Source organism: Nocardia sp. CNS-044 (genome assembly GCF_059570515.1).
The window spans coordinates 994,150-1,005,808 of the sequence record NZ_JCANSX010000006.1; the positions used below are offsets into that span (position 1 = coordinate 994,150).

16 protein-coding genes are annotated in these 11,659 nt (G+C 66.9%); 7 read left to right on the plus strand and 9 right to left on the minus strand.

Going from position 1 to position 11,659, the window contains the following annotated elements; translation table 11 throughout:
• Positions 1-23: 23 nt before the first annotated feature.
• Together T333_RS13330 and T333_RS13335 are read right to left on the minus strand one after the other, a co-directional pair.
• Positions 24-518 carry a DUF4254 domain-containing protein gene (locus T333_RS13330; RefSeq protein WP_496424602.1) on the minus strand — a complete coding sequence of 165 codons (495 nt, stop codon included), beginning with the start codon at positions 516-518 and terminating at the stop codon, positions 24-26.
• 6 nt (positions 519-524) lie between these two features.
• Positions 525-704, minus strand: coding sequence for a hypothetical protein (locus T333_RS13335; protein WP_496424603.1), 180 nt, complete (start codon positions 702-704; stop codon positions 525-527).
• A gap of 270 nt (positions 705-974) precedes the next feature.
• Here T333_RS13335 and T333_RS13340 point away from each other — a divergent pair, with 270 nt between their 5' ends.
• Positions 975-2,339: an NsdA family TPR-like regulatory protein gene (locus T333_RS13340; RefSeq protein ID WP_496424604.1), complete on the plus strand. Its 1,365-nt coding sequence runs from the start codon at positions 975-977 to the stop codon at positions 2,337-2,339.
• On the opposite strand, the gene T333_RS13345 is transcribed toward T333_RS13340, so the two are convergent.
• Together T333_RS13345 and T333_RS13350 are read right to left on the minus strand one after the other, a co-directional pair.
• Complete coding sequence (locus tag T333_RS13345; RefSeq protein ID WP_496424605.1) at positions 2,323-2,859, minus strand: NUDIX hydrolase; 537 nt, start codon at positions 2,857-2,859, stop codon at positions 2,323-2,325. The genes T333_RS13340 and T333_RS13345 overlap by 17 nt on opposite strands.
• Positions 2,860-3,111: 252 nt before the next feature.
• Positions 3,112-4,143, minus strand: coding sequence for an NAD(P)-dependent alcohol dehydrogenase (locus T333_RS13350; protein WP_496424606.1), 1,032 nt, complete (start codon positions 4,141-4,143; stop codon positions 3,112-3,114).
• Between the two features lie 81 nt (positions 4,144-4,224).
• On the opposite strand from T333_RS13350, the gene T333_RS13355 reads away from it, so the two are divergent.
• Positions 4,225-4,875: a TetR/AcrR family transcriptional regulator C-terminal domain-containing protein gene (locus tag T333_RS13355; RefSeq protein ID WP_355002162.1), complete on the plus strand. Its 651-nt coding sequence runs from the start codon at positions 4,225-4,227 to the stop codon at positions 4,873-4,875.
• A 181-nt stretch (positions 4,876-5,056) separates the two neighbouring features.
• Here the strand turns inward: T333_RS13355 and T333_RS13360 are convergent, their stop codons facing one another.
• From T333_RS13360 to T333_RS13370, 3 genes are all read right to left on the minus strand, one after another.
• The gene (locus T333_RS13360) at positions 5,057-5,557 is read right to left on the minus strand and encodes a DUF6036 family nucleotidyltransferase (RefSeq protein WP_496424607.1); all 501 of its coding nucleotides are present in this window, start codon (positions 5,555-5,557) and stop codon (positions 5,057-5,059) included.
• Positions 5,558-5,619: 62 nt separating this feature from the next.
• Positions 5,620-6,138 carry a helix-turn-helix domain-containing protein gene (locus tag T333_RS13365; protein ID WP_496424608.1) on the minus strand — a complete coding sequence of 173 codons (519 nt, stop codon included), beginning with the start codon at positions 6,136-6,138 and terminating at the stop codon, positions 5,620-5,622.
• 53 nt (positions 6,139-6,191) lie between these two features.
• Positions 6,192-6,656, minus strand: coding sequence for a MarR family winged helix-turn-helix transcriptional regulator (locus tag T333_RS13370; RefSeq protein WP_355002163.1), 465 nt, complete (start codon positions 6,654-6,656; stop codon positions 6,192-6,194).
• A gap of 109 nt (positions 6,657-6,765) precedes the next feature.
• Between T333_RS13370 and T333_RS13375 the strand changes: the two genes are divergently transcribed.
• On the plus strand, positions 6,766-7,905 hold the full coding sequence (locus T333_RS13375; protein ID WP_496424609.1) for a GDSL-type esterase/lipase family protein: 1,140 nt from the start codon (positions 6,766-6,768) through the stop codon (positions 7,903-7,905).
• 21 nt (positions 7,906-7,926) lie between these two features.
• Here T333_RS13375 and T333_RS13380 read toward each other — a convergent pair whose 3' ends face one another.
• Positions 7,927-8,541: a TetR/AcrR family transcriptional regulator gene (locus T333_RS13380; RefSeq protein WP_496424610.1), complete on the minus strand. Its 615-nt coding sequence runs from the start codon at positions 8,539-8,541 to the stop codon at positions 7,927-7,929.
• A gap of 70 nt (positions 8,542-8,611) precedes the next feature.
• Here T333_RS13380 and T333_RS13385 point away from each other — a divergent pair, with 70 nt between their 5' ends.
• From T333_RS13385 to T333_RS13400, 4 genes are all read left to right on the plus strand, one after another.
• The gene (locus T333_RS13385) at positions 8,612-9,169 is read left to right on the plus strand and encodes a peroxiredoxin-like family protein (RefSeq protein WP_496424611.1); all 558 of its coding nucleotides are present in this window, start codon (positions 8,612-8,614) and stop codon (positions 9,167-9,169) included.
• Positions 9,166-9,708, plus strand: coding sequence for an anthrone oxygenase family protein (locus T333_RS13390; protein WP_496424612.1), 543 nt, complete (start codon positions 9,166-9,168; stop codon positions 9,706-9,708). The genes T333_RS13385 and T333_RS13390 overlap by 4 nt, the downstream gene beginning before the upstream one ends.
• Complete coding sequence (locus T333_RS13395) at positions 9,708-10,310, plus strand: YHS domain-containing protein (RefSeq protein WP_496424613.1); 603 nt, start codon at positions 9,708-9,710, stop codon at positions 10,308-10,310. Before T333_RS13390 ends, T333_RS13395 begins: the two co-directional genes overlap by 1 nt.
• A 262-nt stretch (positions 10,311-10,572) precedes the next feature.
• Positions 10,573-10,782 carry a hypothetical protein gene (locus tag T333_RS13400; protein ID WP_355002169.1) on the plus strand — a complete coding sequence of 70 codons (210 nt, stop codon included), beginning with the start codon at positions 10,573-10,575 and terminating at the stop codon, positions 10,780-10,782.
• A gap of 135 nt (positions 10,783-10,917) precedes the next feature.
• Here T333_RS13400 and T333_RS13405 read toward each other — a convergent pair whose 3' ends face one another.
• Positions 10,918-11,493, minus strand: coding sequence for a Uma2 family endonuclease (locus T333_RS13405; RefSeq protein WP_357255606.1), 576 nt, complete (start codon positions 11,491-11,493; stop codon positions 10,918-10,920).
• Positions 11,494-11,659: the final 166 nt, after the last annotated feature.

Consider the following 11,659-nt stretch of genomic DNA (forward strand, 5'->3'; position numbering starts at 1 on the left):
AATCACATCGCAACAGAATCATTTCAGGCTGTCGATGGTGAAGTCGCGAATTGTGTCGGACGCGGGGCCACCGTCCGCTGGCCGTCGACCGCTTCGGTCACGAGATCGGCCCACCGGGTGGCCAAATAGCCGACGTGCGACCACGCCCGATGCAGTTCGTCGGCGGTGTGCTCCGCCATCAGGACAAGCTCGGCGACCACATGCGCGGCAGCCATGTCATCGACGGCCCGGCCGTAGCCGGTCGTCTGCGACCAGGGTTGACGCGGTTGGATGTGGACGGCGATCCACTCGTCGATCAAGGTGCAGAGTTCGTTACGTCGGGCGTCGATGCGGGCCTGCCCTGCGGGATTGATGATTCGCGTCCGATGCAGGTGCGCGAGTGCGTTCGCCCACCGCAATACCAGATGATCGCCGGGTAGCTGTCCGGCGGCGCCACGGAACGCGGCCGACAGCTCCCGCCATTGCGGAAGTGTCCGAGGCGCGCCATAGGTATTCGGACGGACAATGCTCTCCGACATGGCTGCTCAGCCCAGGACCGTCGATACGCGGGCAAGGGCAGCGAGATACTGCCGACAGCGCGGACCATGTTCCGCGTGCTGGGTGAGCACCAGCATCGCGCGCTCGCGGTCCATAGCGATCGAACGACTGGCGCACTCGCGGTGTTCGGTTTCCCACTGCGCCAAACGGTCCATCAGCGACGACATATTCGGCCTCCCCTGCGACGGTTGGAGCACACCGACGCCGGACCGGCCGCGTCGGAGCCCGCGCCCTACGACGGCCTCCGGTGCGGCCGGTTCACGTATCCGAGACGAGGTAAGGAATCGCCTGCGGTCCGACGCCGGTGTGCACGTTCAGGAGACCGCCCGGGTGTCCTTTCTCGTAAGGCGGGCGCGTCAGGCAGGTGTGCGCACAGGGGGTGTGCGCACTGCGGCAATCGTGGCCAGCGAGCCGATCCCCGTGCCAGACTCCGGGGTATGGGACGCCAGCCCAAGCAACCGAATCGGCAGTTGGTGGAGCTTGTCGAGGAAGCGCGGCTCAGCCGGAAAGGACTCGCGCGCAGAGTGGTGGAGCGCGGCCGCGCCGTTGGCATCGAACTCGGCTACGACCACACCGCTGTTGGCCGCTGGGTGGCCGGTGAACAACCTCATCCACCGGGGCCGCATCTCATCGCGGAGGTACTGACCGAGGTGGTCGGACGTCGCGTCACCCCAGCCGACTGCGGAATGGTCGGCGGCACCGACCCGGCGGACCTGGGTTTGGAGTTCTCGTTGAGCCTCGCGGAAGCGACGGCCGCTGCGACTGCACTGTGGAGGAGTGACGTGGAGCGTCGCCGCTTCCTGGTAGGAGCGTCCTACGCTGTCGCGGTCTACCCGGCCGCGTCGATGCGTTGGCTGACCATGCCGGGACCGGAACACCCGGTGTCCGGCCGGGGATTTCGGCGGATCGGGCAGTCCGATGTCGACGCGGTGCGCTCGATGACCAGCGCATTCCGGGACCTGGACAACCGGGTGGGCGGTGGCAAAGTCCGCTCGACCATCGTCCATTACCTGCACACGTCGGTGGCTCCTCTGCTGCATGGCAGCTATCCCGAAGCGATCGGCCGCCAGCTTTTCGCTACGACGGCCGAGCTCACCAAACTCGCGGGCTGGGCCGCCTACGACCTCGAGGAACACGGTCTGGCGCAGCGGTATTTGATTCAGGCTCTGCGCATGTCGCGAGCTGCCGGAGACTCCGCACTCGGTGCCGAGATTCTCGCGGCGATGAGCCATCAGGCCACCTATGTCGGTCGGCCGGGCGATGCCGTCGATCTGGCGCGCGCAGCCCAGATCGCCGCCCGCACGGCTGGATTAGCGGCATTGGAGTCCGGGTGCCACATGGTGGAGGCGCACGGGCACGCCGCGCGCTCGGACAGCTCGCTGTGCGCGAGGGCGCTCAACGCCGCCGAGCGCGCGTTCGGCCGCGCTGACGACGTGCGACCGCCATGGTTGGACTACTTCGACGCCGCCTACATGTCGGCCAAGGCCGCGCACTGCTTCCGCGACCTCGGTGACAACGCCCGCACCGCCCACTTCGCCGAGCAGTCGTTGGACATGTCCGACGGCTACACCCGCGGCCGCTCGTTCAATTTGTGTCTGCTGGCCTCGGCCCGTGCCGTCGAAGACCCGCACGAAGCCGTGCGTGTCGGATCAGAAGCCCTGGCGATCGCAGCCGGGCTGGAATCCCAGCGCACCCTTACTTACCTGCGCGAGCTGCGGCACCGGCTCACGCCGTACGCCGAGCTTCCCGACGTCGCCGACTTCCGACACCGCGTGCTGGCCATCGCTACGCGGGCAGACTGAGCAGACGGTATACCGCGACGACCGTAGCCGCGCCGACGATCTCGCCGCGTTCGATCATCCGTGCCGCCTCATCGAGCGGTATCCAGCGGATGTCCTCGGCCTCGTTGATGTCCGGTTGCGTGTCGGTCACGTCGGCGCCGCGGGCAAGGTAGATCTCTTGCGGATGATCCAGGGTGCCGATCGCGGGTTGGTAGGTCACAAGGTGTTCCATGCTCCTCGGACGCCAGCCGGTTTCCTCTTCGACTTCACGCGCCGCCGCCAGCGCGACATCCTCTGCTTGATCGACGTAACCGCCAGGCAGTTCCCACACCCAACGGTCGATGATGAAGCGGTGCCGGTACATCAACAGAACTTCGCGTCGATGGTTGAGCACCAGCGTCATCGCGCAGCGCGGCATCCGAGCGATGTACTGGGTGAACTTCACGCCGTCGGGCAGCTCGACGTCAACGGTCGACAGTTTGATGTGTCGGTTCTCGTCCACGACGGTCTCACTGTGGATCGTCCACTGGGTGCGGCTCACCACTCGACCGTAACCTGATGTCAGATCGCGTGGCCAAGAGCTCGGCAAGGTATACAACCGCACCGGACAATACGTGAAGGTCGGGGTGGTGCCGAGGTGCGGGAGCGTATGCGGCCGCTCGTCGCGGTGACGGCATAGGAGTGGGCTGGATGGTGCGGATCGGGGTCAGTGGGCACATGAACATCACCAAGGCGGCCGATCGCGGCCCGCCCTTCGACAACGCTTCGCGTTGCTGCGAGCACTGCGCGAATCTCACGAAGGTTCGGAAGCACCTGTCCGGCTGACGATCAGCACCGTCTTGCCTTGCGCGTGACCTTCGGCGACGTGCGCGATCGCGGCGGGGGCTTCGCGCAGCGGGAACTCGCGTTCGATCGCCGGGCGCAGCTTTCCGTTCTCCACGAGTTCGGTCAGGTAGTCGAGGTCGGCGCGCCGCGGCTTCATCAGCAGCGGCCGTAAGGTCTGGCGGACGAAAAGGTTTGCCACCACGACCTTTCCGATCCAGAGCACCGGGCCGAGCCAGTCGCCACCTGGGGCTCCGGCCGAAGATACGAAGACGCCCTCGGGCGCGAGCACTTTGCGGTAGTCGGAGAGGCGGCGGTTGCCCGCGAGATCGAGCAGGACGTCGTAGCGTTCGCCATCTTCGACGAAATCTGCGCGGGTGTAATCGATTACCCGATCGGCACCGAGTGCGCGCACGAACTCGACGTGGCGCGTACTGCACACCGCGGTCACCCGTGCACCCATCGCCTTGGCGATCTGCACCGCGGAACTGCCCACACCGCCGGACGCCCCGTTGATCAACACGGATTGCCCGGCGCGCAACCCGCCGACATCACGCAGACCCTGTAGGGCGGTCATGCCCGAATCCGGCACGGCGGCAGCCTGTTCGAAGCCGAGACCAGCGGGCATCGGAGCGAGCGTCGCCTCGTCGACGCAGACGTACTCGGCGAAGGCCCCGAAACGGGTTGCGCCGTAGACGAGATCACCGGCCCGGAACGACGTGACCGCGGACCCGATCGCGACGACCTCGCCCGCCAGATCGTGCCCGATCACCGGATCCTTCGGTTTGCGCACACCGAAACCCATCAGCCGGATCAGGTACGGCCTGCCGGTGAGCAGGTGCACATCACCCGAGGCGACGGCGGCCGCCCGGACCCGAACCAGGACTTCGTGCGCGGAGGGCGTCGGCATGGGCACTTCCTCGACGCGCAGGACGTCGCTGGAACCGTAGCGCGGCGCGACGACCGCCGTCATGACGTCTCGCTCGGAGGCCGAGATCGACATTGCGGATACCACCTTTACTTACACCGTAAGTGCGTTGGCTCGAACGCTACGCTTACGGTGTAAGTCCGTCAAGGAGTGCTGATGCCCAAACCCGCCGACCGCGCCCGGCTCACCCGCGAACTCGTGCTGCGCACCGCCATCCGCCTCGCCGATGAGCAGGGGCTCGACGCGCTGTCGATGCGCAAGCTGGCCCAGGCCCTCGGCGTGGAGGCGATGTCGCTGTACAACCACGTCGCGAACAAGGACGACCTGCTCGACGGGATCGTGGATCTGGTGGTCGCCGAGATGGCGGTGCCGGAAATCGGCGGGGACTGGAAGGCGGCGCTGCGCACCCGCGCCGTCTCCGCGCACGAGGCGCTACGCCGCCACCCCTGGGCGACCGGACTGATCGGCTCACGCGTGAACGTCGGACCGGCAATGCTGCGCTACATCGACGCCACGCTCGGCTGCCTACGCTCCGCGGGCTTCACCTACCAACAGGCGGACCGCGCCTGGAACGCCATGGACGGGCACATCTACGGATTCACACTGCGCGAGTCGACCTTTCCACTCGACCCGTCCGAATACATCGCCGCGGCAACCCATTTCCTTCCACGCATCCCGAAAACGACACACCCCCACATGAACGCGCTCACCCACCTCGTCATCGACGGCGAGCACGACGGCATCGCGGACTTCGAGTTCGGCCTCGACCTGATCCTCGACGGGCTAGAGCGCCTGCTCGACGAGTAACCCGTCAGTCGGTGCGGACCGGTTGGTGGCGTCGCGAACAATCCGCAGCGGCGGTCAGCCGTGGAACTCGTGTGGCCCGCGGCTGACTGCGGCGACGCCTCGAAGCAGTCGGCACTGGTGCGCGGTCACGCACCTTCCTACGGCAATCCGGTTCGAGGTGACCCTCGTCGACTGGATCCAGCTACAGCCAACAGCGAATCCACCCGAGCGCGCGTTCTACAGCGGGCTTGTAGCGTTCTGAAACGTTCGGTAGGCGTTCGGCTATCACGGACGGGGCGACGAGCCCGGATTCCAGTAGCGCTGCCACGAAGTTCTGATCCTTTTCGCGAAAGGCGCACAGCTTCGCCACGCACAGATCTTCCTTGTCGAGGCACCACCCGGTGAACTGCGGTTCGCCGGACGGCGCAGCCGTGTTGACGTTCTGCACCTTGACCAGCCGACCCCGCCACCCGTCCGGAAGCGCGGCGGTCTCCATATCGACGCCGTCGATGCTGAAACCATGCAGATCCTCGAACGCGGAGAATTCTCCGGCCACGCCTTCGATGAGGTCCGCCAGCCTCGCGGTCTCGTCGTTGTCGTCGGCGATCGGGAGAATATCGATTTCCAGTGACATCGTGGCGTCCGCGGGAAGCCGTGTTTCATCGAAGGTGCCGAGGATCGCTTGGGAGCCGACCACGATCACCTCGGGCCTGCCGATGATCTGGCACGCCGTCCGGATGGCGTGCTCCAATTGGTCGCGGCGCATCAGCCGGCCCGACGCAGCGCATCAGCACGCTCGTCTTGCGGAAGTAGCCCACCCAAAGGGGAGACTTCACGCATCTCGATCGAGTCGCGATCGAGACCGGTCAGGACACGATGGAGGCCCGGCACATCGCCGCGCTCGATCAGCAGTTCCCAACGATCGAGATTGCGCACATGCGGCTGGCCGGATACCCCATCGCGCAGACGCTGCAAATTGCGTTCGATGCGCGGCCGCCAAGACTCGAGGCTCGGCCGAGTCAAGTGCGTCGCGAGACGACGGTGCAACTGCCACGAACGACGCTCGGAACGAGTCAACTCGGGAGCGGTGTGGCGCCGCACGATCTCCAAGCGGTAGCCCATGCACGCCAACAGCCGCTCGAGCTGCTCGTCGCTCAGATCCAACTTGCCGGACAACATCTGGCTGATGCTGGATTGGCGGACGCCGCTCACCCGCGACAGCTCGGACTGCGTGGTACCCGTTTCGAGCATCACCTCGCGCAACAGATCGCTCCGGCTGGTCATACCAAGAGTATAGCGTTCGGCACTATAATTAGGCCCGGAAGTCGAGTAGCCCGTCAGTCGGTGCGGGCGGTGGCGGACGGGTTGGTGGCGTCGCGGATGATCCGCAACGCAGTGGTCAGGCCGTCGAGCTGGTCCGGTGTGAGGAGTCCGGTGAACCAGCGCTGTACTGCGTCGAGGTAGTCCGGCAGCACCTGTTCGAGTCGGCGCGCTCCGGCGTCGGTCAGCACCGCGTGGGCGCTGCGGCGGTCGGCCGGGTCGAGGACGCGCTCGACCAATCCCGCCGATGCCAGCCGATCGACGAGGCGGGTGACGCCGCTGGTCGACAGCGAGGTCTGCGTCGCGAGGTCCGTCATGCGCAGCCGCCGGCGCGGGGACCGGCTCAATCGCAGTAGGGCGTTCATGTCCAAGCCGGAGAGGCCGTTCGCCTTCCAGGTCGGCTCCATCTTGGCGACCAGACCCTCGTGCGCCTCGTACATCAGGCCCATCGCGGTGAGACGCGGATCGTCGAAGAGGTCCATGATGCGAACCTACCGCACATTGTTGACGCGCGGATAGTTGACATGAGGAATATGTCGGAGTAGATCTATGCATACGCAATATTCCTCACGTCAAACACTTGGAGGGCTCATGTCACCGCAAACCACCTGGATCGCAGGCTTCCGTTCGGCCGTGATCAGCCCCTACGAGCGGATCAAGCTCACCGAACCGCACGTTTTCGCCGATCAGACGCTGCGCCAGGTACTGCACCTCGCGGGCGGCGGCGAACAGATCCGCGTTCATCTGACCAACCGCTACGGGCAGACGCCGCTCGTCGTCGGCGCGGCCAGGGTCGCACTGCGCAAAACCGCCGACCAGATCGTCCCGGAGACCGACCGCGCACTTCGCTTCGACGGCGCGGAGCGGGTGACCGTACCCGCGGGCGGCGAGCTGATCAGCGATCCGATCGACCTCGCGGTCGATGCGGGCGACGACCTGCTGCTGAGCCTCTACCTCCCCGGACCGACAGGGCTCGCGAGCTTTTCGCACATGCCCGCCGAAATCGCCTACGTCGCAACGGGTGACCACGCCAGCAGTATCGAAATGCCTGAGTCGCAGGTGATCCCCGCTAGGTTCTTCGTGACCGGCGTCGATGTCCTCGCATCGGCCGAGACCGAAATCGCGGTCGCTTTCGGTGATTCCTGGTTCGAGGGCTTCGGCAGCACGATCGGCGCCAATCGCCGCTCGGTGGACGCGCTCAACGACCGCCTGTCACGCGGCTGGGTGGTGAACCAGGGCATCGGCGGAAACCGCCTGCTCACCGCCGAGATCGGGGAACGCGGCATGGACCGGTTCGAGCGCGACGCCCGCGACGTCCCCGGCGTGCGCCACGTCCTGGTCCACTTCGGCATCAACGATCTGATCCTCGGCGGCCTGGGCGATCAGCCACCCGCCACCGCAGCGGAACTCATCGAGGGCTTCACCGAACTGGCCCGCCGCGCGCACGCCGCCGGGCTCACCATCCACGTCGGCACCATCGGCCCGTACGCCGGCTGCGTCTACGAAGGCCCGACCGTCTTCGAGACCCTGGACACTCGGCGCGAGGTGAACGAATGGCTGCGCGGGACGGACATTTTCGACTCGGTGTTCGACGTGGACCGCGCCGTCGCCGATCCGGAGCGACCGGACTACATTCGGCCCGAGTTCGACAGCGGTGACGGCATGCACCTCAACGACGCGGGCGCGCGGGCGATGGCCGAGGCCGTCGACCTCACTGCCGTCTTCGGGTGATGATCACGGCGGCAACGAAATTCAGCGCGGCGCCAAACCGCGCAGCACGATCTCGACGCCGCCGTAGAACTCGTCGTCGATGGACATAGTCCGCGCCTGTCCCGCGGTCTGCACCAGCAGCGGGAATTCATCGGGGGACAGCGCGGCGATGGTCGCGGTGCCCGGGCCCGCGATCGAGGCGTAGTGCTCGCTCTGTAGGAAGCCGAGCAGGAAGCCGACCACCGTGCGCTGCGCGATCACCCGCTCGGAACCGGTGAAGCCCGCGTCGGTGAGCACGGTCAGCATGGCCTCCATCCAGTGCAGCGACGCCGCCGAGGACTGGCGGTGCCGCAGGATCAGCGGGACCGCGGCGGGATGGTCCGCGACGGCGGCACGCATCCGCGTCAGCAGGACCGTCGCCCTGGCTCGCCAATCGGGACCCTCCGGCGGCGCGGTCTCCATGGCGCTCAGCACCCGATCCACCACCAGGACCTCCAGCTGATCCCGATCGGCGACATAGCGATACAGGCCCATGGTGGCGATGCGCAGTTCCTTCGCGATCGCCCGCATGGTCAGTCCGTCGAGCCCGTCGCGGTCGATGACGGCGAGGGCGGCGGTCCCGAGATCGTCGGTGGTCAGCGAACGAGGACGTGGCATGGGTTGACAGCGTACAAGGTACGCGCATACTGGTCGTAGGCGTACGTCGTACACCTACAAAGGAGAGACCATGTCATTGCCGACTTCCATCGCCGCCCGAAACTTGCGGACCGTCACCGGCGTCGAGGTGCCGGTCCCGGATCCCGATTGCCTCGTCCACCTGCAATTCCGCCGCTTCGCGGGCTGTCCCGTGTGCAACATGCACCTGCGTTCGATCGTGGTCCGCCAGCACGAGATCACCGCCGCGAACATCCGCGAGGTGATCGTCTTCCACTCGCACGCGGACGAACTGCGCAAGTACACCGACGAACTGCCCCTCGACGTGATCGCCGACCCGGATCGGGTGCTGTACCGCGAGTTCGGCGTCGAATCGTCCCCGCGCGCGCTGCTCGATCCGCGCGGCTGGCCCGCCATCGCCCGCGCCGTCGCGCACGACCTGCGCGCCGCATCGCGCCGCGGCCGCCCCGCTCCCCCGTCCCGGCCCGACGGCGGCCCGCTCGGCCTGCCCGCGGATTTCCTCATCGCCCCCGACGGCCGCGTCCTGGCTTCCAAGCACGGCACGCACGTCTACGACCAGTGGTCGGTCGACGAACTGCTGGCGCTGGCGCCCTCGAGGCAGCTTCGATGAGCCCGCTCATCCGGCCGCGTGCGCCGGGCGCCACACGGCGAGATCCGGTCCCGGCCCCGTCTCCTCGGCCCCGACTCGCCGTAGCGTGCGCGCTGCTGTCCGGCGGACTGCTCGCTGGTGCGTTCGGATACGGAGCGGTCAACGTGCTCTACGCCTTTCGCGAGGTTCCGCTCGATGTCCGCTTCACCTTCCACACCGCGCTGATGCAGGTCAACGGATTCGTCATGCAGTCGCTGATGGGGCTGACCATCGTGAGCTGCGCGGTGCTCGCCGTGCGCGCTTCCGGCAGGCAGCGATGGACTGCCGGAGCCGCTGCGGCGCTGGACTTCTCGTCCTTCTTGATCACGCGCTTCGGCAATGTGCCGATCAACCAGCACATCAAGCGCTGGGCGATCGAGGGGCCACCCGCCGACTACGCCGAGATGCTCGGCCGTTGGGAGGCATTCCATTTCGCCCGCACCGGCTGCGCGCTGCTGGCCTTCGCGCTGATCGTCCTGCTCACCATCCCGCATTTCACCGAGAAGGGAACACGCCCATGATGACCATCGAATTATTCGTCCCCCCAGGCGTTCTCGACGCCGAGCGGAAACAGGCGCTCGCCGAACGCATCCTGCACGCGCTGACCACCGAGGACAGCGCGCCGGACGCGGTACTGGACAAGGCCCGCGAACTCACCCACGTGCTCGTCCGGGAGCCGGAAGTGTGGGCCACCGGCGGCCCCGCCGCACCGCGCTACCTCGTCCGCCTCACCGTCCCCGGTGCGTGGAGCAACAACCCGCAATTCGCCGACCACGTCGTGCCGATGATCACCGGGGCGATCGCCGCGACCGAGCCCGACCCGGATCGCCTCACCCGCGAACCGCACTGCGTCGTCCAAATCGTCGGCCTACGCGAACGCGGCCTCGCCACCCTCGGCCGCACCCTCACCAGCGCCGAACTCACCGAACTGCTGACCGACGACTACCGCAACTCCGGCGAAACCCGCGAAGCGCCGGAAGGTTTCGTCATCGACCCGGTCTGCGGCATGACCGTCGAACTGGCCACCGCCGACCTGACCCTGACCCACAACGGCACCGACTACGCCTTCTGCGCCCCCGCCTGCCGCAAACTCTTCGCCGAAGAACACGCCATCTCCGCATGACCCCCGACCGCCTCGACGGCTGCCGCCGAAGAACCGGCGGTGGGCTTCGGCTCGATTCGTGGGCGCAGGCGTCGGATTCGCGAGCGCTGCCGTCTCGTCGCAGCGCCGCCCGCCGAGATCCCGCACCCGAAGAGCAACCCTTCGGGTTCGAATTCCTTGGTGCGCTTCACTTTACGCGCAACCGATCTATTGCGACCGATTGGTCAAATATGCGAGACTGCGAGCCGCAACAGCAACTACAGAATTGAACAAAGGATTCACCATGTCGTTCACCAAGCTGCTCGGCGCAGGCGTCGCCGCACTGGCTTTCGGCGCAGTGCTCACCGCAGGTCCGGCGCTCGCGGAGCCGATCACCCCCGCCCCGGTGGTCGCGCCCGGCGAGCCCGCCCCCGGCGGAGTGTCGTCGGGCAGCGCCGTCCTCGACCCGATCCTGCGCCTCCTGCGCTGCGGCTCCGCCTACAGCTGCGCCTAGGATCCCGGCACGTAGACCGGTCGACGGCACGGGCGGGATCGGGCCCGTCCGTGCCACGCGGCGCTCATAACGTGGCGCCCCAACCGGACCCAGGAGCTGCCGTGCTCGACCGCACCGCCCTCCGTGAGATCGGATTCACGGCAAGAGCGCGGCGGGATCGAGGGTGAATTCGAAAGGCGTTCGCACGGTGATCTTCTCACCGGCGGGGATCCGATGCGTCGGCTCGTAGCTGCGATCGCCGCCGAGGGAGTGGACGAACGCCACCGGCAACGACTCGCCCGGCAGTTGTCCTTTGAAAGCGTTCAGCTCGAAGCGCCAATAGTTCGGAATGCCCGCCTCGGCGTACAGGACCGGCTTCACCATGCGGTCCTGCAACGTGGTCGATTTGGAGACCACTTCGACGGCGAGCTGAACCTGCTCGACGGGAATCCCCCGACCGTCCCAGTCGATCGGGCCGGTGACCACGATCAAATCAGGGATGGGCTCGTCCTCGCCGACCAGGACCCCAACGCCGGGCAGCACCTCGAAGCCGTCCGGCTTGGCATCCTCGAGCGCACGATCGAGCCGCTTGATCAACCGCTGATCGCGCAGCCTCGGAGGCGCGCTTACAACGAGCTGACCGTTCAGTACCTCATACCGAAGCCCGTTCTCAGGCATGCGGTCGAGATCGGCAACCGTCCAACCGTCGGAGCCCCGACCCGGCATCGCCATGAATCACCTCCACCCCGCCGGTAAACCCCTCCGTAGAAATCGACGTTTCCCAGTCCAGCACAGATGAGACGGACGTTGTCATCCCGCACCGTCGGCCGGGGCTCCCGGGTGCAACGAACGAAGGCCGCCACCGATCCCTCGGCGGCGGCCTTCGTGGTCGAACAAC